At 33.7% G+C, this 19471-nt stretch carries 32 protein-coding genes and 1 pseudogene; 29 read left to right on the forward strand and 4 right to left on the reverse strand.

The features are described from left to right. Positions 1–259 precede the first annotated feature (259 nt). Positions 260–598 carry a hypothetical protein gene (locus IGK14_RS06925; RefSeq protein WP_005225232.1) on the forward strand — a complete coding sequence of 113 codons (339 nt, stop codon included), beginning with the start codon at positions 260–262 and terminating at the stop codon, positions 596–598. 115 nt (positions 599–713) lie between these two features. Here the strand turns inward: IGK14_RS06925 and IGK14_RS06930 are convergent, their stop codons facing one another. From IGK14_RS06930 to IGK14_RS06940, 3 genes are read right to left on the reverse strand one after another with little or no spacing between them, the layout of a single operon-like run. Beyond that, complete coding sequence (locus IGK14_RS06930) at positions 714–890, reverse strand: hypothetical protein (RefSeq protein ID WP_010748115.1); 177 nt, start codon at positions 888–890, stop codon at positions 714–716. A 50-nt stretch (positions 891–940) separates the two neighbouring features. Next, positions 941–1390: a hypothetical protein gene (locus tag IGK14_RS06935; protein ID WP_231435464.1), complete on the reverse strand. Its 450-nt coding sequence runs from the start codon at positions 1388–1390 to the stop codon at positions 941–943. Positions 1391–1411: 21 nt separating this feature from the next. Next, positions 1412–1858 carry a hypothetical protein gene (locus IGK14_RS06940; RefSeq protein WP_010748117.1) on the reverse strand — a complete coding sequence of 149 codons (447 nt, stop codon included), beginning with the start codon at positions 1856–1858 and terminating at the stop codon, positions 1412–1414. Between the two features lie 283 nt (positions 1859–2141). Between IGK14_RS06940 and IGK14_RS06945 the strand changes: the two genes are divergently transcribed. Continuing rightward, on the forward strand, positions 2142–2315 hold the full coding sequence (locus tag IGK14_RS06945) for a ChbG/HpnK family deacetylase (protein ID WP_369521902.1): 174 nt from the start codon (positions 2142–2144) through the stop codon (positions 2313–2315). Positions 2316–2427: 112 nt separating this feature from the next. Here the strand turns inward: IGK14_RS06945 and IGK14_RS06950 are convergent, their stop codons facing one another. Continuing rightward, positions 2428–2619: a hypothetical protein gene (locus tag IGK14_RS06950; protein ID WP_230209474.1), complete on the reverse strand. Its 192-nt coding sequence runs from the start codon at positions 2617–2619 to the stop codon at positions 2428–2430. Here IGK14_RS06950 and IGK14_RS06955 point away from each other — a divergent pair. The 27 genes and pseudogenes from IGK14_RS06955 to IGK14_RS07085 all read left to right on the forward strand — a co-directional run bounded on the left by IGK14_RS06955 (position 2546) and on the right by IGK14_RS07085 (position 19467). Continuing rightward, a complete protein-coding gene (locus tag IGK14_RS06955; protein ID WP_230209467.1) occupies positions 2546–2770 on the forward strand; it encodes a CPBP family intramembrane glutamic endopeptidase in 225 nt (74 codons plus the stop codon). The genes IGK14_RS06950 and IGK14_RS06955 overlap by 74 nt on opposite strands. A 130-nt stretch (positions 2771–2900) precedes the next feature. Next, the gene (locus IGK14_RS06960) at positions 2901–3176 is read left to right on the forward strand and encodes a DUF2089 family protein (protein WP_010748118.1); all 276 of its coding nucleotides are present in this window, start codon (positions 2901–2903) and stop codon (positions 3174–3176) included. Beyond that, the gene (locus IGK14_RS06965) at positions 3169–3459 is read left to right on the forward strand and encodes a hypothetical protein (protein ID WP_010748119.1); all 291 of its coding nucleotides are present in this window, start codon (positions 3169–3171) and stop codon (positions 3457–3459) included. The genes IGK14_RS06960 and IGK14_RS06965 overlap by 8 nt, the downstream gene beginning before the upstream one ends. Positions 3460–3568: 109 nt before the next feature. Next, positions 3569–3760, forward strand: a complete 192-nt coding sequence (locus IGK14_RS06970) for a hypothetical protein (RefSeq protein WP_010748120.1) — start codon at positions 3569–3571, stop codon at positions 3758–3760. Positions 3761–3855: 95 nt separating this feature from the next. Continuing rightward, entirely contained in the window at positions 3856–6036 is a 2181-nt protein-coding gene (locus tag IGK14_RS06975; protein ID WP_231435465.1) for a DNA topoisomerase 3, read from the forward strand. Continuing rightward, positions 6033–6497 (forward strand): single-stranded DNA-binding protein, encoded by a 465-nt coding sequence (ssb, locus tag IGK14_RS06980; RefSeq protein ID WP_010748122.1) that lies wholly within the window; start codon positions 6033–6035, stop codon positions 6495–6497. Before IGK14_RS06975 ends, ssb begins: the two co-directional genes overlap by 4 nt. A 108-nt stretch (positions 6498–6605) precedes the next feature. After that, positions 6606–7085, forward strand: a complete 480-nt coding sequence (locus tag IGK14_RS06985) for a hypothetical protein (protein WP_010748123.1) — start codon at positions 6606–6608, stop codon at positions 7083–7085. A 232-nt stretch (positions 7086–7317) separates the two neighbouring features. Then, positions 7318–7521 carry a hypothetical protein gene (locus IGK14_RS06990; protein ID WP_002290540.1) on the forward strand — a complete coding sequence of 68 codons (204 nt, stop codon included), beginning with the start codon at positions 7318–7320 and terminating at the stop codon, positions 7519–7521. Positions 7522–8367: 846 nt separating this feature from the next. Beyond that, a pseudogene (locus IGK14_RS06995) lies at positions 8368–8694 on the forward strand (DNA cytosine methyltransferase); the annotation flags it as partial. 315 nt (positions 8695–9009) lie between these two features. Continuing rightward, a complete protein-coding gene (locus IGK14_RS07000; RefSeq protein ID WP_010748125.1) occupies positions 9010–9213 on the forward strand; it encodes a hypothetical protein in 204 nt (67 codons plus the stop codon). A 44-nt stretch (positions 9214–9257) separates the two neighbouring features. Then, positions 9258–9587 carry a hypothetical protein gene (locus IGK14_RS07005; RefSeq protein ID WP_010748126.1) on the forward strand — a complete coding sequence of 110 codons (330 nt, stop codon included), beginning with the start codon at positions 9258–9260 and terminating at the stop codon, positions 9585–9587. Between the two features lie 92 nt (positions 9588–9679). Continuing rightward, positions 9680–9859 carry a hypothetical protein gene (locus IGK14_RS07010; protein ID WP_010748127.1) on the forward strand — a complete coding sequence of 60 codons (180 nt, stop codon included), beginning with the start codon at positions 9680–9682 and terminating at the stop codon, positions 9857–9859. A 113-nt stretch (positions 9860–9972) separates the two neighbouring features. Next, positions 9973–10635, forward strand: a complete 663-nt coding sequence (locus tag IGK14_RS07015) for a DUF2786 domain-containing protein (RefSeq protein WP_010748128.1) — start codon at positions 9973–9975, stop codon at positions 10633–10635. A 26-nt stretch (positions 10636–10661) separates the two neighbouring features. After that, complete coding sequence (locus IGK14_RS07020; protein ID WP_010748129.1) at positions 10662–10907, forward strand: hypothetical protein; 246 nt, start codon at positions 10662–10664, stop codon at positions 10905–10907. After that, on the forward strand, positions 10864–11220 hold the full coding sequence (locus IGK14_RS07025) for a hypothetical protein (RefSeq protein ID WP_010748130.1): 357 nt from the start codon (positions 10864–10866) through the stop codon (positions 11218–11220). Before IGK14_RS07020 ends, IGK14_RS07025 begins: the two co-directional genes overlap by 44 nt. Before the next feature lie 42 nt (positions 11221–11262). After that, positions 11263–11385: a hypothetical protein gene (locus IGK14_RS07030; RefSeq protein WP_438711922.1), complete on the forward strand. Its 123-nt coding sequence runs from the start codon at positions 11263–11265 to the stop codon at positions 11383–11385. A 28-nt stretch (positions 11386–11413) separates the two neighbouring features. Continuing rightward, positions 11414–11650 (forward strand): DUF6075 family protein, encoded by a 237-nt coding sequence (locus tag IGK14_RS07035; protein WP_010748132.1) that lies wholly within the window; start codon positions 11414–11416, stop codon positions 11648–11650. Positions 11651–12255: 605 nt separating this feature from the next. Then, positions 12256–12624: a BlaI/MecI/CopY family transcriptional regulator gene (locus tag IGK14_RS07040; protein ID WP_010748134.1), complete on the forward strand. Its 369-nt coding sequence runs from the start codon at positions 12256–12258 to the stop codon at positions 12622–12624. A gap of 347 nt (positions 12625–12971) precedes the next feature. After that, positions 12972–13217: a hypothetical protein gene (locus IGK14_RS07045; RefSeq protein ID WP_010748135.1), complete on the forward strand. Its 246-nt coding sequence runs from the start codon at positions 12972–12974 to the stop codon at positions 13215–13217. Between the two features lie 89 nt (positions 13218–13306). Then, positions 13307–14149, forward strand: coding sequence for an McbB family protein (locus IGK14_RS07050; RefSeq protein ID WP_010748136.1), 843 nt, complete (start codon positions 13307–13309; stop codon positions 14147–14149). Then, complete coding sequence (locus IGK14_RS07055; RefSeq protein WP_034695557.1) at positions 14142–14765, forward strand: hypothetical protein; 624 nt, start codon at positions 14142–14144, stop codon at positions 14763–14765. The genes IGK14_RS07050 and IGK14_RS07055 overlap by 8 nt, the downstream gene beginning before the upstream one ends. Before the next feature lies 1 nt (position 14766). After that, entirely contained in the window at positions 14767–15516 is a 750-nt protein-coding gene (locus tag IGK14_RS07060; RefSeq protein WP_438711924.1) for a hypothetical protein, read from the forward strand. A 220-nt stretch (positions 15517–15736) separates the two neighbouring features. Beyond that, positions 15737–16405, forward strand: coding sequence for a YcaO-like family protein (locus tag IGK14_RS07065; RefSeq protein WP_438711926.1), 669 nt, complete (start codon positions 15737–15739; stop codon positions 16403–16405). Continuing rightward, positions 16354–16770: a hypothetical protein gene (locus IGK14_RS07070; protein ID WP_438711928.1), complete on the forward strand. Its 417-nt coding sequence runs from the start codon at positions 16354–16356 to the stop codon at positions 16768–16770. Before IGK14_RS07065 ends, IGK14_RS07070 begins: the two co-directional genes overlap by 52 nt. Positions 16771–17475: 705 nt before the next feature. Then, on the forward strand, positions 17476–17763 hold the full coding sequence (locus IGK14_RS07075) for a hypothetical protein (RefSeq protein WP_438711929.1): 288 nt from the start codon (positions 17476–17478) through the stop codon (positions 17761–17763). A gap of 518 nt (positions 17764–18281) precedes the next feature. Next, entirely contained in the window at positions 18282–18674 is a 393-nt protein-coding gene (locus IGK14_RS07080) for a hypothetical protein (protein ID WP_034695559.1), read from the forward strand. A 655-nt stretch (positions 18675–19329) separates the two neighbouring features. Beyond that, on the forward strand, positions 19330–19467 hold the full coding sequence (locus IGK14_RS07085; protein ID WP_080646975.1) for a teichoic acid D-Ala incorporation-associated protein DltX: 138 nt from the start codon (positions 19330–19332) through the stop codon (positions 19465–19467). Positions 19468–19471 lie beyond the last annotated feature (4 nt).

Below are 19471 nucleotides of genomic sequence, written 5' to 3' on the forward strand. Positions count from 1 at the left end.
AACAACAACTAACTTTGCAAGCGAACAAACAAATACTGCTTCTGACGTCGCAGGAACACTTCTCATAAGATTTAAACAAAGAATCCAACAATGATACCAAAAATTTTAAAACGTCTCAAAGTGGTTATGAGACCCCCTCAGAACATAAGGGGAAATTTACTCCTGAAAATGAAGTCGTGCGACTGAAACAAGAAAGACAGAAGAAGTGGTGGCACTTTTTCCGTGAAACCTAAGATAGCGTTGAAAGGATGAATTGTGTATGTCGTTTTCAGCTTATGTTGACAGCTATCCGATTACTGCGTATATCGTGGGGCACCTTGGTTTGTCGGTGAGTGATTTTTGTCGGCGGTATGAATTTGATCCCACGATCGTCAGCGGCTGGCAGACAGCGAATCGTTCCGTTTTCTCCTTGCCTGCTGACTTTGTGGAATGCCTGGCTATTACGTCCGACAAAACAGCGGATCAAGTCCGCTGCATTTTACGCTTGTTAGAAAAGCAACATTTCGCTTATCTTGCGGCGAGTCCAGCTTGGAACATAACACCGTTCCAACTCGTCCCCCCGATTTCTTCACAAAAGATCCAAAGAGAAGAAGCTTGATTTACCGACGTTTTAGGCTCTCAACATAGCTAGACCAATTGAAAATCACAAAGAACGCCCGTCAATCGTTTGATTGACGGGCGTCTTGTGTTAACTAATATTTAAACTAACTGAGTTAATCCAAAAGTGTTATTGTTGCGATTGCTGTTTTCAATATGATTAAGTGCTTTTTTGTTGTTTCAACTTCTACTCTCATAGAATCTTCAAAAATATTTATTACTGTACCTCTAATATTTTCTATTTTATCGTTTAAAAATAGAATGTCTACTTGTGAGCCTAATAATACTTTCATTTCTAAATACCTCTTATTTCCTTTCAAGAATCACTTTTTTAGATGGCATATTACCATGTATTATAAACTCGAATATGATCCAGAACTTCCTCTGTCGTGCTTACTTGCTTGATATAAATTGCATACCCACTTACCCATTCATAACCATTTCGAACATTTAAAGCCTTATAGCGCTTATTATAATAGTCCCCAACTGCTGCTCCTGTAGCAATTTTATGCTTTCTATAAGCTGCAGATAGAACATCCACTCTGTAAGCACGTGTGCGATTAAAAACTGGTATAGGATCTTCAACAGTATATTTATATACAGATCCAACTTCTTCTGTCGAGTAACCATATTCTTCTAAAATCGAGCTAATTGTTTCTAAGTCTTCAACTTTTTCTAAAACTACCGTTTCGTCGTCAATAGTAGCAACCTTCGTTTCTGAAGCTTCAACATTTTTAGAAAACAATACGCCCAAAGACAAAACTACTCCCAATAAAAACAAATATTTCTTCATGCACAACACTTCAAACTATTGCTAATTTTGATTGATTTGATTCCACTTATCTTTCGCATTAGTAAAAACATATTTAACAACTTTTATATCTTCACTAGAAACTGTTTTTCCAGTTGTTTCGTCTATAACGTTAAAACTCGAATCCATGTGTACCGTTTCACTGATATTTCCGCTTTTTGTCCATGTCACTTGAAAATCATTGTCATTTCCATCGTAATCAACTAATACGCCATTTTCATAATCTGTAGCTGTAATAGGAAGACTGGCTGGCACTTCGAATATATTTTCAGTATTAAGTTCAACAACAGAATACCCAATATCATTTTCATTGGTAGTATACGTTCTCCCAGTTTTTTCCCATGTTGAAACTTGGGAATACAAATCAGAGAGTTTATTGTTTTGAACTGTAGCAAGTCCTGTAACTCCCCCACTCAATACCACAAAAAACAAAATAACTACAATCACCATTTTTTTGAGCACTTCATATTTTTCTTATCTTCTCCTTTCTTCGAATTTCTTACTCGAACATTTAATATTTTGAAAAGTTTAAATATTGTGAAAATTATATCGAATCAATATATTTATATCAAATAAATTTATCGAACAAGCAAGTGGACTATAAATCCGTCCACTTGCTTGTTCTTGTTAAGGATACATCGGAATGGGACTATCTGAAGTGGTTTCCAATGACTGAAGCCAGTCAAATTCTTCGCTGATTGAGGTAAATGGACTCTTCCCTCCCAGATTTGGACTGCCAGGGGGGCAAATCGATCAAGCTGAAGTGATAAAAGAGTTTGATGCCCAACTGGACTATTTAACTAGGATCGGCTTAACTATAAGCTACTTTGATACGCATATGCTGCTCGAACTGTATTATCCGGAATTAATCCCGATTTTACGTGAGTGGACGAATCAAAAAGGCTGATTAATCATCTTGACTGGTACGATCTGAGACAAGACCTAGTACCTCACAGCGTTCCTACTGTAGAGACCGGTTTAAAGCTTTGGATAGATTGGCTGAGTGAACGAACGGAAGACTATCGGTTTACGTTGATGCATCCAATGCTGCCTAGACTTCCAGAAGCAAGACACGGAATTTCCATTTCTGCCGCAACGTTCTCTATTGTAATGGCACCGATCATTGAAGAATACTTGATGCGGGTCAAACTGTTGCCTTTTTTGATTCGACGTACGAACTTGCCAGCTGCAGTCTTTTTTTCTAGTTTCATTTTTTCTGTTTTAAATGGGCAAGTTTTTCTATTGCCCTATTTTTTAAACAGCCTTGTCTATTCCTGGGTTGCTCTCAAAACGAAAAAAGCTTATGGTTCTATGATCGTTCATAGTTCTTATAATTTTATTGCTCTGATACCTGGTGCATAGGAAGCATAAAGAAACTTGATCTTTTGAAAAAAACTCTTCAATATTTTCAAATAATTATAATATATATTGCGTAAAAACTTTAATAATGTTAAAATTTAATAAATAATGTTAATATTAAAGGAGTGGTCAAGTGGATTGGTTCTTTCATTTAGAATATGAGGAACAAGAATTTATCAAACGGTTTTTATTGTCTTCTGGTTCTTTAAAGCAACTTGCTAAGGAATATAAGGTTAGCTATCCTACCGTTCGTTTAAGATTGGATCGTTTAATCGATAAAATAAAAATTGTTGATGCTATTAAAGATTCGTTTGAAATAGAGGTAATGAATATGGTAATAAATGAGAAAATTACTTTGGATGCAGCAAAAATAATTATAGAAAAACATAAGGAGAGTTTGAATGAATAATTTTTGGGAGATACTTTTTATTGTCGCAATCATTGGGTTCCAATCTTTCGCCGGTTATTTAGGTAATAAATATTTAGGAGCTATTCTGCCTATTGTGTTTAGCTTAATTGTCATATATCTATTTGTAACAGGTAAATTGACGGTTTCATTTAGAGATATTTTAATGCCTTTCGTTGGCTTGTTTGCTTTATTAGGTATATATGAAAGTGCGGATCAATCTAAAAAAGCTAAAATTAAGAAGGAAATGGAAAAAATGAAAGCGAAAGATCATATTAGTCAATAATCTATCGAATCTACTAATGATGAAACGAATGATTGATAAAATCATTCAGGTAATAGGTATTAGCCGTTGCCATATTTTTGAAACAGTTATGCCTATAAGGAGGACTCTTATGGATCAACCAAAAAGAATAGAATTATCTGAAATGTACGAAGCGTTCAAACAGTATAAATTAGGAGAGTTGAGAATTGCTATGGAAAATGCCACTGACAAAGAAGAACAGTCTTTCTACAAGAATCTATATACTCATAGACTAGCAAGTAATCAACAAAAAATAATCGACAATGAAACCTTTACGATTTAGCCACTTATCATGAAATAGAAGTGTTGATAGGATAGATGGATTGATATCTATCCTATTTTTATTTGAGAAGAAAAATAATGAATGGGGTGGAATTAATGACTACCGTGATATTAGCAGAAAAACCAAGTCAAGCAGCTTCCTATGCTGGTGCTTTAAAGCATAGCGTGAAAAAGGATGGCTTTTTTGAGATCCAAGATCCAATTTTTTCAGATGAGACCTTTATCACCTTTGGCTTCGGCCATTTGGTCGAATTAGCAGAACCAGGACATTATGATGAAAAATGGAAGAATTGGGCATTGGATGCATTGCCTATCTTTCCGCAACAATACGATTTTCAGGTCGCAGCTGATAAGAAAAAACAATTTAAGATCGTTTCCGGACTGTTAAAGAAAGCTGATACGATCATAATTGCAACAGATAGTGATCGAGAGGGGGAAAATATCGCCTGGTCGATCATTCATGAATCAGGCGCTTTTTCTACTAAAAAAACATACAAACGTTTATGGATCAATAGTCTTGAAAAAGATGTGATTCGTAGTGGGTTTCAAAACTTAAAGCCAGGAATGGACTATTATCCTTTTTATCAAGAAGCACAGACACGGCAAATTGCCGACTGGCTCATTGGCATGAACGGGAGTATGCTATACACGTTGAATCTTCGTTCAAAAGGAGCAAATGGAACGTTCTCTCTTGGACGAGTACAAACACCAACGCTTTACATGATCTATCAACGCCAACAAATGATCGAGCATTTTAAAAAAGAACCATTTTATGAAATCGAATCATTGATCAAGGCAACGACTGGCTCGTTCAAAGCCCTATTAAGCCCGTCACAACGTTTTTCTACTAAAGAGGAACTACTTTCCTTTGTTTCTTCTAAGGGCGCTGCAATCGGCACACAACCAGGAACGATCAAAGATCTTCAAACAAAAATGAAGAAAACGAATAGTCCCAATTTATTCTCATTGAGCAGTCTGCAGTCAAAAATCAATCAGCTGTACAAAGCAACAGCCAGTCAGACGTTGAAAGCCATGCAAGGACTGTATGAAGCAAAATTGTTGAGCTATCCAAGAACAGATACACCATTTATTACAGACAGTGAATTTCAATACTTAAAAGCGAATTACGACAGTTATGCCCGTTTTTTATCCATAGATGAACCCATGGCACAAGATCAGCCAAGAAAGCGATATGTCGATGGAAGTAAGGTGCAAGAGCATTACGCCATTATTCCAACGAAGCAAGTCGCAAGTGAGTCAGCCTTTAATAAATTAGATGATCTACAAAAGAAAATCTATCTGCTCGTCATGAAAACAACGATCGCCATGTTTTTACCAGATTACACTTATGAAGAAACCGTAATAGAAACCATGGTGTCAACTCTCTGTTTTAAAGCGACGGGAAAAGTGCCAAAAGTCGAGGGATGGAAGATCTTATTCAAAGCCGATACCAACAAGGAGAACGAAGAGAGCCAAACATTACCAGTTGTGATGATCGGTGAAGCGATTCAAGCGGAGGTAAAAAGCGTGCAGAAAGAGACGCAGCCGCCGAAACCATTTACTGAAGGCACGTTGCTTACAGCAATGAAAACGGCTAATAAGACCGTAGATGATGAACAAGCAATCAAGATCCTTCAGGAAGTCGAAGGAATCGGTACAGAAGCGACACGTGCGAGCATTATTGAAACACTGAAGCAAAAAGAATATATCAAAGTAGAAAAAAATAAATTGATCGTTACCGAAAAAGGAAAATTACTGTGCCAGGCAGTCGAGAGCCAGCACTTATTGACGAGTGCTGAAATGACGGCAAAATGGGAAACGTACTTAAAGAAAATCGGGAAAAAAGAAGGGAATCAAGAGACCTTTATTGCCAATATCAAGAAGTTTATCGTGCATTTGATCGAACACGTACCAGATGATGTTCAGAAGTTGAATTTCCACACCTACCAAGCGGAAGTCAAAAAAGAAGCTGATAAGCAGACGATCGGTAAATGTCCGAAATGTGGCGGAAATGTGGTGTTGAAAAAGTCTTTCTACGGTTGTTCGAATTATCCTAACTGTACGTTTACGTTATCTGATCAGTTCCGGAAGAAAAAATTGACGAAAACCAATCTGAAGGATTTGTTAGTCGGGAAAGAAACCGTGGTTTCAGGAATCAAAAAGGCAGACAAGACGACCTATCATGCAAAAATCAAGTTGAGCGATACGGGACAGATCACTTTTGTATCATTTGTCAATGCGCCAAAAAAAGCAAAGAAAGTAGGGAATAAAGCATGATCAATAACGTCGTATTAGTAGGAAGATTAACGAGAGATCCAGAATTAAAATTTACACCGAACGGTGCTGCAGTGGCCACGTTCACTTTGGCCGTGAATCGAAATTTTACCAATCAAAGCGGTCAAAGAGAAGCTGACTTCATCAATTGTGTCATTTGGCGCAAACCAGCCGAAACCCTTGCCAATTACGCAAAGAAAGGGACGCTTCTCGGCGTGACTGGACGTATTCAGACAAGATCTTACGATAACCCACAAGGACAGCGAGTGTACGTCACAGAAGTCGTGGCAGAGACGTTTCAATTAATGGAATCAAAAGATGTGTCTGAGCAGCGTTCGAATGAATCCAACGAAACAGCTGAAAAAAGCAAACCAACACCGCCGCCGCTACCTAAAAAAGAAACGGATCCATTTGCACAAAGCAGCTCGGCAATCGATTTACCAGATGATGATTTACCATTTTGAGAAACAAAGACTTGGGATCTTTTTCCAGGTCTTTTTTGAATTAAAAAAGAAATTATTTAGGTGTAAACGACAGCTGTGTGTATCACCTATCATGAAAAGAGGAATAATGTGCGATTATTTGATGTTCACCAATTTGAATTACCTGAAAAAGAGGTGATCGATTGGGATAAAACCAAAGGAGAGATCGGATCGATGCTCTCTAGTTATCTTGTTTCAAGGGAAAGGATGGGATTGACGAGGATGCCGCCGATCCATTCAACGTATTCGCTCTTAGACCAAGATATACCAGAAATCAAACACTCTAGCTTTGTTCAAGAAAATCAGCAGTTCAAACAAGAGTTTCTTTATTTTCACCACTTGTTTTCTTTGGGTCTGACGGCCATTAGCCATCCATATAAACCAGAAATCACCGATCGGAGACGAAAGATTTTTTTGATGCGTTTTGTCTACGGACTATCAATCAATCATGTGAGCGATCGGATCCATTATCAGAAAAATGTGATCGTCGATGATTCTCAATTAGGCTTACTGCAGTTTGCGAATGCTTTGTCTATTTTGGCTTTAAAAGAACAAGAGATCTCTGCCTGATCCTGGTATTTTTTTCTATCGATCACTTCGGGTTGTGTCAGCAACACGGTTTCTGAAGGAGCGGTGGCGGTGGCTGGAGCGACAGAAGGAACAAGCCTTTCGCTTGAATTCAGGTATAAAAAAAACGCTAAAACCCTTGATAAATATAGGTTTTTAGCGTGAGTTATGGTATAATATGAGTACAGTAAAGTTTGTGACGGTGGCGCTTTTTTTGAAAGTGAGGTGGTGCATTATGAATGTACTATCGAAATCTGAAGAAAGGAGTAGCCTTTTGCAAGATGTGGATATAATCGGCATTTTGTTAGCAATAGCGCCTGTTTTGTTAGCCTTTATTGGTTTAATCGAAGCATGTGTGAAACTAGCAGATACGATTATAAACACTCGTTCTTCTAAGCGTAAAAGCAAGAAGAAACGAAAAAAGAATGCAAAAAAATAACCGTCAACTTTAGCAGGATGCGGTTATTTCTTAACTAATAAAACTGCCACCGTCTTAAACGGTGCTGTAGGGGAGTTGTTAGCGCAACTCCTCTTTACATAATTAGTATAGCAAGATTTCAGTGAAATATCAACCTTTTGCTCTACAGATGTGCCTTGCACGTCTATTTTTTTGCCCTCCTAAGTGGTGGAGGCGGCTGGAACGTGGAGGGCAAAAAAGATCGCTTTTCTTTCTTAAAAAAGGCCTAAGTACCACCATTGTTCCGTAATTTAACAAACCATTTCCTCGGTATTCTTAATCCATCAGGTACTTGAAATACCTTTCATGCGCATGAAGAAACTGAGTGAACAATGGAAAATGCTGAGACATGAAATAGAGTTACTGTTAAATAATGAATTATATTTTGTCTATCTGAATTTTGTTTTTTGAAATTTCCAAAAAATAATTATCAATATAAACCTTGATTTTCTCAAAGTTTCTCTCTAAAAATAAAATTGTAGGTACCTTAATAACAGGTAGATTACGTTCATTAATGAATGCGCCAAAGGAATCTGGGATAACAAGTATATCGACAGTATCTTTATCTTCTGGCTAATTTGCTGTTACATTATAATAATTAGAAAAATAAGCTAATAAATCATCTATATTACGTTTAGCGTGGGTAGCAAATATTGTAGTCGTTCCTATACCAGAATTGGAAGTTAGCATAAAACATATTTTCGTCATAGTTTAATCTCCTTTTTTTATAGTATAACGCTAAATTTAAATTAATGAAAGAGATTTCAATATCATGAGGATGAATCAATTTACACAGTGAGATAAAAACGGATATTGCTTCTTTAGGTAAATACTAAGCGTCGGGCACGTGTGGGAAATCAGCAATCAAATACCGTCCTTACTGGTGGTCAGCGAGTCGTAGTAACCGATGATTTTCAGATCCGGAAACTAACACCACTTGAATGTTGGCGACTGCAGTCGTTTCCTGATTGGGCCTTTTTGGCAGCGAAATTCGGTAGTAGGCAGATCGCTGAAGAAATAATCAGTAACGGGCTTGATCACTATAACTGCAGGTATGAACAAAAGACTTCGGACAGTCAGCTGTACAAACAAGCTGGAAATTCGGTTACTGTATCAGTCATTTATTTCATAGCAAAACACTTCCAAATTGGTTAAAACCAACTTTTTTGACCATTAAAATCAAAAAAAAGCAATAATAGATTGTCAGTATCGGTATACCGTGGTATAAAAAATACAACGGTATACCGATATATTTAATTTTTAGAAAGGATCTATAACTATCTGATGATCCGGTATACGGATAAAAAAGGGAGGGATCACTACTGCAAAATAAAAAAAAGCACTTATTCTGATGGGGTCAGAACAAGCGCAAGTAACAAAACCGTGCAAGGAATGCTACTACTCAAAATATACCATAATTGTGAGTAGTGGCAAGTTTTAATTGTCATACTCCTTTCAGGAGGAAAAAAGATGTACGCAGATAAAGATAAGATAGAATGGTTGCTTTTTGAAAGTGGAAAATCATTGTATGAAATTCAAAAAAAATCAGGAGTTGCCGCAACAACTGTTGCAGATCTTGCTCATAAAAGGTCTTCTATAGAAAGAATGCGATTTGATAATGCCGCCAAGCTTACAAAACTTGCGGATCAATTAAAAGAAGAAGCCACTGAATAATCAGAGCTTGATAATGCAACTCCTTATCTCTAGGAGGAAAAATAATGAATGCCGTTTTAAATAAAAAAAAATGTACTGTGATATTTGATCACTATGAAGATAATAACAATGTAGCGATTCAACTGACTAAGAAAAGAAGAGGTCAGTCTGAAGAAGAGCTGGTTGCCACGGCCACGGTGAACACGAGTATCGGGATCAGACAGGATTACGTCGCAATCAAAGGGTGGTCTGAAAATACGGGCATTGAAAAGGTGCTGATAGAAGCTGGTGTCATTTGTGAGGAAGCTGTAGGGGCAATTCCTTGTGGCATGGCTGTTGCAAAAGTCTTTCCCCTTACAGAAGAAGCAAAGGAAGTCATGAAAAACAATCAGTAGAAAAGAATCGGTTCAAAGCTGCGGCGAGTGTGATTTACGCTCGCTGCGTCTTTTATCAAATCTACGATCGTTTCAATGAAGGAGAGCGAGTTATGGCTATTGCAAAAGGAAATACACGTCTTCCTGTAACGCTTAATGAAAAGAGGAAGCAGGGACTGAAGCACTTGAACACTAAGTACAAAAAAAGTGAATCGAAATTAATGTGTATCGCTTTAGATATGTTGCTTGAGCAAGAAAAAGCGGGATTTGAAATTCCTGCGCTCAGAAAGTGACCGCACTTTATTTTCTATTTCATTGAAGTGCTATCACTTTTACTCATTACTTTTATCAGTGAAACCGTTATTCAATACGTGGTAAACTAAAATCAGACAAAACGTGAGATCCAATGGATGAAAAAGCCAAAAAGAAAATCGTAAAATTATTAGCTCTTGCAAATGATGCCAATGACGAAGAGTCGATGTCAGCCTTGGCAAAAGCACAAGAGTTGATGCTTCAGCATAATATCGATGAATCAGACGTTTTTCATTATAAGCAAGAACAAAAGTCAGAAGCAGTGATCAATACGGTGATTTATGAAGGCCGGCCACAAAAATGGCTTTACCGATTAGCGAGGATCATTGCTAAAAATTTTCGTGTCCGGTATTACTATGTGTCCGGAAAACCGATTGAACTTCACTTTGTTGGGATCGTGTCCGATGTACAAATTGCTCAAATCACGTTTGAGTATGCTCGTGGTAGTGCCAGCTACTGCGCAAGGCAATTTCTTCAGTTGCCTGATATCAGACGAAAATACAAACGGAAATGGCAGTTAAAACAAGACTATTTGGAAGGATACTTGAAAGGTTTGTCGCAAACATTTCGAAAACAAGTGCTGACAAACGGCTATGAATTGGCTTTGCAAGTACCTGAAGTGGTTCAGACTGAAGTCGAAAAGATTGGACTGGTACCTGGGAAAGATACCTCTCATACCGTGAGGGATTGGGAAGCTTTTTACGCGGGTTATGCAGAAAGTGTCCGCTTTAAAGATAAGGATCGATTAGGTGCTTAATAGAGTGATGAAGGGAGTTTATAAAGATGGCTGAAGAAAGACAATGTTACGGTGGGCAATGGAAAGTACCAATAACGCCCTACAATCGACGCTTATACTGGCCGCCTAGCTGGATCAAATGTGATTGCGGTGAGTTAGCAAAACAAGTTCGTGTCAGAAAAGGGGACGTTCTTTATCCTAATGGTCATTATTTATGTAAAGAGTGTCAACGAGAGTATCAGAAGGTCGATGGAAGAGATCACTTTATCCTGGTCAAACCAAATGAAGAATGATGTAGGCGGTAAACTAATTTCTCTTGAAGATAGAGGAGAAAAGGTTTGGACAGTGATCGTTTTCAACCATTTTTCTAAGGAACTGATGGGATTTTTGAGTAACGCTGCGACGGTTGAAAATTTGCAATTTACGCAAAGAAAAGAAGAGTTAGGTATTTTTAAGGAGAACGAAGCAAAGGCAATCCTTGACGCCATACTTGCGCTAAAAGATGAAGAGGATGTGATCCGCAAAACTTTTACAGATAGCGGTCATGTAGACTGGGTATCTGGAAGGTATTTTGATTTTGAAATTGCAAAAGTAACGTTTGAGTAATTGCTGAAGGAATGGTCAAAACCAATTAGAGGAGGAACAATAATGGAAGAATTATTTCTAAACAAGGAACATATTGCCAGATTTAGTTTTATGATGGATGAATTGAGCTTTACAGATCTTCGAGATCCTTATTGGCGTAGCTTGGTTTTTTATCTTCACTGGTGATGAAAGATTATTTAACCAACGTCGCTCGATGGTTAATTTTGTCCAAAAAGAAATCAATAGTGACCTATGGTTTGATGGCACTTTATCCGGTGGGGAGCAACGACTGGTTGCTTTAGCCTATAACTTGTTTACCAATCAAGATTTCTATGAATTCGAAAACGGCAAGAGGTATAATATTTCGCCGTTAGAAGTATTTTCTGGTGTTGATGAAGCTGGCTATCAGCTGGCCAAGAACGCAATCGACATAAGGCTGCAGTTCTACTAATTCAATTCCATAAAAGAATAGTTTCAACTCCAGGACGTGCTTAGCACGTCCTTTTTTATTCACAGCTAATGAAGTCCTTAATCAATGCATAAATTAGAGTTTACAAAAAAGATTTGCTATGCTCATTTATTAGGGGAGATAAGTATTTTTCTGTGATAAAAATGAATAAAGTGTAAACAAAATAAGCTAGGGGGTAAATATTAAACACTATTTTTAATTATTGCGCTATTTTTATAAATTAAAACTTTATTATTAATTTCGTGTGATGTAATATGTATTAAAGTTAAAAAATATCTAAAAGGAGATTTATGTGTGAATTCAAATTTTAGTAAGTTACCACACCATGTGAGAAAGTGGTATGCATGGGTATATATGGTACCTCTAATTCTAATTTTGGTAGATATAACCTTAACTGAATGCTTGAAAGGTTATTCATTATCAATGCTATTTTTAATACTATATGGTATAAGTTGTTTTTTTTCTACCAAAGCAACAAATGGTAGGAAACAATGGATTATATTAGATACTATCATATATTTATTTTTACTATTGGTTGTTTCTATATTTTACAGATAGAGAAGCACTGAAAAAGTTGAGGGGTTATTATGTCAGAATTAAGTAGATCTGAATATCAAATTATGTGCTATTTTTATGAATTAAATCAGTCTTTGACTAAACATGAATTATTAGAAATATTGCCGGAACTAAACAAAAATACGACTGCTGCGGTGATAAGTAGCCTACTAAATAAAGGATATCTGACAGTAGCAGAGATCAAATATTCTCAGAACGTGCTAGCACGGGCTTACAGACCGAGCATTCCTTATGTAGATTTTATAAAAGATGAGTACGGAGAAGTTGTTGTACAGAAATTAGTTAACCACGCAGTGAGTTCTTTAAATACCAAACAGCAAACGGAATATTTTTTGAATCTCATAAAGGAAAGAAAAAATGCCATAAATAATAATGGCTAAAGTTTTTGATGGACGATTTTATAGTCCTAAGTTAAGTAATAATTATAACTAGTGATATAATTTACTTTGTTAATTATCATGTTATTTTAATATACAGTTTTTTTAAAAAATAATAATAGTTTGTGTGATTTAACTTATTTTGTATTTTCTAAATATTCAGTTAATTAAAGTTTTTCTTATTTAATTTTGTAGTTAGCTATTTTAAACAGCATTAAAAAAGGCTATCATCATATTGTTATTTAAATAGTTTTAAATTAAAAAAAGATTGACAAGGTGCTTGTTTGTAATTTACCATAATATTAAGAAATTGCTAGCTATTTCTTAATATTATGGAAGGTGGTTTTAATATGGGTACTAAAGATAAACAGCAGTCTAAAATGCAAGACTCTCTTATTTCCCAAAGTTTATTTACATCATTTTCTTCAAGCTTAGGTTCTTCATTTGCTGACACATCTATCTCGCTTAGTAAAGGCGGCGGTAGTGGTGGTGGCGGCGGTGGCGGCGGTGGCGGTGGCGGTGGCTGCTGCTGTTGTTGTTGCTGCTGCTGTTGTGGAGCAGGAGCTTCTTCTCAAGAGAAAGTTTTCACCAAATAGATTTACTTTAATAGGAGAGAAGTCTTATCTTCTCTCCTATTAATGATTTATATCGGAAGCTAGTAGTATAAATATTGGAGGGGTTTTGATTGAAATATGTAGTTAATCCATATTTGATATATGAATTAGAAGATGAAAACACAACAATAATCCAAACTAAAGATAATTCTTTTGCAACTAAAAATGAAGTGCTAGTTAATTTTCTCAGATATATGGAAGAAAATAAAATCGGAAATATTACTTTTAATGACTTTATGGTAATTTTCAAAGAAGAGAATATTGCTAATGAATCAATAAAATTTTTAATGGATTCATCAATCATTAAGGAAGAGAACAGTACATATTTATCAAGTATAAACGATATAGTAATCTTCTCAAATAGCTCGAAATTTTTAGAATTGTCTAGAGATATTTGGAAAGAAGATCACGAGATAAGGTCACTCGACGAATTTAAAGATCAAAATTACGAGGATAAATTAATTATTGTTTGTTTAGATCCCTTTAGTTTACAAAAGTTAAAAGAAATAGTTAGTTTTATAAATAAAGATAGTACGAATGTATATAAATTTGTTTTTGCATACAATCATAGTCTTTACCTTAGTAATTATTATTCTCCTAGATGGGGAAACCCTTGCCCTCTATGCTTCTTTTATAGTATTGAATCTCAACTAAGAGGTAGTCAATCAGGTAAAAATAATTTGAATTTTCAAGTTATGGTAGATTTGTTTTACAATGAGAAAGGTTTTTTTCAATATGATGGTTTGTTAAATAAAAGTGATTGGCTACCGGTAATCAATCAACTACACAAAGAGAAAAAAATGTCCAAAGCCAACTATAGTATAATTGATGATGTTTTAAAGATTGACTTAAATGACTTTTCATTGAGTTATGATACTTGTTATTTTTGGGAAATGTGTGATTGTTATGAATAAGTACTATTGGAATGAGTATCAATCACAATTTGTTGACAAAGAAATCGAAAAGAAAATTTTAAAGATGTACCAGTTCTCTTTACCAAAAGAAGAAATGAAATTAGAAAATTATAAAGAATTAGTAGACTTCAGTCGCTTAAATACCCCTGACATCGTAATTGAAAGCTATTCTATATATTCAATCGGATCAAATGAATTATTAAAAATATTCGAGAACTTAAAATCTTTTGTTAAAACAAATCAAATGATTCTATGTTTTCCAGTAATTTATGTGAATAAATTTGTAGAAGGACTTAAACCAGGCTCTTACATGTTTGATGTTTATAGTGATCAAATCTTACAAATAAGTAACAAGGTAATAACAGATAATAACTGGAGCAGTGACATTATTGTATCTTGGCTTCTAGACTTAGAGAAAAGTTTACTCATTTATGGAAAGGCTAGTTTTTTTAATGGTATTAAGCATACAATGAACATTAGAGAACGGGCATATAAAGGAGTTCCCATGCAATCTATCTCCCTTTTTAAAAATCATCAAAAATTTGTAAAAGATATTGGAATAAATCCTAAGTTAGCTTTATTGATTGAATCAGATTTAGTTGTTGGAGGAAGCTAATATGTTTTCACAAATTCATACGTCTTATGGATTTACAAAGAACTATCAGAGTACTGAGAGGAAACTGTTCTATATAAACGGAAACAAGATTAAAAAAGGAAACTATTACAATCCAAGTGATGGAACATCTATAAGCACGACCAAAGAACTCGCAATGAAAAAAAGCTATAGTGAATATCTGGAAAGGTTTTTGCTTGGTGTAGGAGGGTTCACAGCTGAAGGTAAATACATTAGCTATGGTAAAACATCAGCATATGGATATATCGATACAACAGGCACTGCTACAGGTATAGAATCGTGTCAAATCTTAAAGAAAGCTTTGTCAGAGTTAATAGAAAAAAATGAGTTGTTTTTACTATGGTACACAGATATTGGAGAAAGGCTTAATGTTGAATTATCAAATGAACAAAAACAATTAATTAAAAGTTTGAATTTTAGAGCTGACGAACATCTTTGTTTAGCTACAAGAAATCTATCAAACTATTACACAGTTATAACGATCAGTTTATATAAAAGACAAATCACTGGGTGCGGAATATCTTGTAATCAAACCATTGAGGAGGCTGTCAAAAAGTCAATAATCGAGAATAAAATAATCGAGTGGCAAAATTATCAGAATGAAGATTCACGGTTTTATCAATCGGTTCCTAAAGATAAAGAAAAGATTTATGATTTTATTTTTTCTAAAATAGAAAAAAGGAATAGTTATCATTGTGAAGAAGGTATTGATAATCTTATTCAAAAAAACTAATGCTAAACAAGGACATTCCTTTTCCAGAAGTGGTTATTTTAAATGGAAAAAATAATCATAAAAATAATGTCAAAACAATAAAATTAGTTTCTAAGCATCTGCTAAATTGCTTGCCTTCAAAGAGACTTATAAGATTATCGAAGAAACAAAAAATTATTTCAAATATAGATTATAATGCTACAGAATTTGATTGTTTCTTAGTTTGAAAGGGAAGATAAAAATGAATGGATTCCTATTAAATGATAGTAGAATTTTCTCGAAAAAAGGCTTATTTTTAAACCACCACTTCAATAATTATATAGTTAGAGAAGATAAGCAACATGTACAAGCTTATGAAGTTGGGTTTGACAATAGATCATCAAATTTAAAAAAAGTTTTTGGAGAGTTCTTTGAAAGAGAAGTGTTGATAAATACCAACGATTCATTCGAAAACCACACACATGTAAATTATTTGAGTAAAAACATACCTAAAATGATGCCTAAAGGCCTATTTTTATCTAGAGATCGATTTGTTGATTCAAATGGGATGGCATCTCATACAGATTCAAACTCTGTAATAAGAACAGCATTTTTCGAGTTCTTTGAAAGGCAATCATTCATAGTAAATTATTTGACTAAAACTTCAGCTCCAAAAATATCTATCAGTAATTTTACAGAAATAAAGTCAGTAGACAATTATTTAAAAAATTATGTAGATAACACAAACTACTTCAATGTATCTATCTCAGATAAGATTTATGTAATTTTATGTATTGGATATAGTGAAAATTCTAAGTGTATAGGTTTAGGTACTTCAAATGTATTAGAAGAAGCTATAAAAAAAGTCAGATTGAAGCTTTGCAGTATTTTGCAACGGATTTTAGTAAGACTGCTAAATCTAATACTTTAAAAGATTTTGATGATAGAAAAAAAGATTTATATCATTCACGTTTTGATCAATTATCGACCAATGAATTTTGTAGAAACTATTCATATTTACTAAAGAATATGGAAGATTGTCAATTTGAAAGTAAACTTAAATTTAATTTTAAATTATGGCAAAAAGAATGTAGAGAAAAATTAAAAATGGATCCAGTTATAAGTTTGTTTCACTCGTATCAGCCCATTCCTCATTTGAAGGTGGTAAAAGTGGTTGATGAGAATTGGTTTCCACACATGAATCCTATTTTATATAATGAGAGTGTGTATGCTTTTGTTCAGTCGATTTGTGGAAAAGAACTAGATAAAAGCATAGAGTATATTCCTTTTCCATAAATTCATCGAAGGAGAATATTATGTCAAATGTCATTACTATCTGCAAACTAAATATATCATTACTATTAAAAGACAAACTATCTTTTTTTTGGTCACTAGGGTTGCCTAGTATAATGCTATTTTTTAACAGCAGGAATATAACAACCGTTTATGATTTAACTTACTGGTGGATATATATTGTATTCAATGCTTTTGTTTACGGTGTAGGACTGTTTGCTTTAAATGAGAAAGATACTGGTGCACTATCCATAATATTTTCTATAAAGTGGATACCTATAAAATTCTTTTTTGGACTACTTCTTACCCAACTAATTTATTCTATTGTTTGCTTAACTATGTTTAACCTCATACCTGCCTTATTTTTCAATTTAAATTATATTCATTTAACAGTGTTATCATTGATAACAATTATAGTAGTTTTACCTGTAGCGTTCATCGGATATAATATAACCTACTTAAGAAATCTTTACTCGTCGACCGTTTCATCCATATGTAATATGGTAATATTTTTATTTTTCGTATTGATAGGAATAGATACACCAGTAAATTACATCAATCCTTTTATTATTATTGGAGATGTGATGAATGATTTAATATCAGGTGATTTTCCAGTGTCTTACTTCCTGATTTGTATAATACTGATTATAGTAAGTATACCTAGTATTATTTTCTTTAAACCGTTATCTAGAGAAAGTAGATGATTTTGTGATTGTTATAGAAAATTTATTTATAAAAGAGATTGAAAAGGAAATAAATTGTAAGTTTGAAGAAGGAATTACTTATTTGAAAGGGAAAAACGGTAGTGGAAAAACGCTATTATTAGATTATATTAGTGGTCTAAGAAATCCACTTCCGAAAAATAGTAAAATAATTAATAATAATAGTTGTATTTATATGCGCCAGAACTTTACTTTTTATAGTCGATTAACTGTAGATGAGTTTATTCACTTTGTTGAGGGGTTGACCAATGAATCAAAAAAAAAAATTTCCTGAATTTATTAGATACATACTTTCCTGATATAAATTTTGAAAAGTATAAGAAAAAGAAATTAGGTTTATTGTCAGGTGGGGAACGAAGGTTAGTATACATCCTTTCAATTCTCAGTATAGAAAGGAAATGGTATATTCTAGACGAGCCTTTTAGCAATCTTGATCAAGAAACAAGAGACATACTAATGATTATAATAAAAACAATGAGTAGAGAAAAGAAAGCAAATTTTATATTGACAGCCCATGAGAACCTTTCCCTTGATAATTTACATGTTTTAGATTTCAGTTCTATTATCAATGAAAGTAAATAGGATTGATAAAAATCATAACTTTAAAATTAATTTCAGGAGTTTAATATAAAAAACAGAGGGTCAGAAACTTAAAAGTTTTTGATCCTTTTTTAATTGCCCATTTTATAGATTCTCAAGCAGCTCAATTAATTAGGTCAGAAATGTTTTATTTAGAGAGTAACAGAGTATAATGTTACGATACTAGTGCTTAGTGGGTGTGTTGTTTTTTTTATGGTAGTTCTGCTTGGTGGATTAGGAGCTTACATAGAAAATAAATACAAAAATGAAAGGAATGAAATTGAGCAAAAATTGTTAAGTTTAGAAAGTTCAGGATCTATTGGAAAAGTCATTGATAGCTTTTCAGATGACTTAGGATTTTTATCAAAAAGTTTAAATTATCAAAGGGTATCTTCGATTAACCAGTTATTGCTAAAATTAAATGAACAAATACATAGCTTTAAGAAAAAGTATCCCAGAGAAAAGTTGAAAACAGATCAATTTGAAGCAATAAGTAAACAATGTAATATTATTCAACAAAAACTAATTGTACAAAATTCAGTAAATGAAATCTTTCAATCCCCCCTCCGGCTATTAATGGTTCAACTGTTCGGAAAGATATTGTGATAGAATACAATGTTGATATTAAAACAATAGATTCTATAAATATAGACATATTTGAAGAAGATAATTGGAAACGAGTGATAAAAGGTTTATTAAGAGAAGTAAAATATCAAATAAAATTAATTAATCATACAGAGGAAGTTATAAATGATTGCTATAGCGGAGATAAAGTAAAGCAGAACATATCGAAAAAAATATGAAGAAATAAATAAATTGGTTAATAAAATTAAGCGTTTGTCTGATAAAGTAGTTTTGAAAGAGAAACTTAAGGAAATTGAGAGAAATATTGAATTAAGTAATTAAAAAATTTTAACCTTTGTAAAAAAAATCGCAAACTGTGTTTTTTCAATTCGATTTTATTATGGAAAATCCATAAGATCTTAATATAATTGAGATTTTTCATATAATTTATATTGATTAATTAATCACATGAAGCGATTCGTTTGATGTAAGTAATAGAAACAAAATATTCAATTTTTCATAGACCAGATACATTATATATTAATAGGATAACCATAACCTTATTAAGTTTAAATAACATAGAATAATCTTACCAAATTGTAAGGATTATAGTCTACAAATCAATGTCTCGTATTATTGAATTATATTAAAATGGTTCCAGAATATTATCATGAGGTGAAATTTTGTGAAAAAATTTATGAATAATAGACCTGAGAGTCATGTACTTACTTTTGTGTGGAAAACTATTTTATATTTTTTTGTTATCGTTATGATAATTTATCTTTATCACTATAAAAACGTGCAAGGTGGCACCTTTATCTATAATGAATTTTAGGAGG

The sequence above is a fragment of the Enterococcus sp. DIV0970a genome, assembly GCF_051711265.1.
Classification (GTDB): domain Bacteria; phylum Bacillota; class Bacilli; order Lactobacillales; family Enterococcaceae; genus Enterococcus_D; species Enterococcus_D casseliflavus.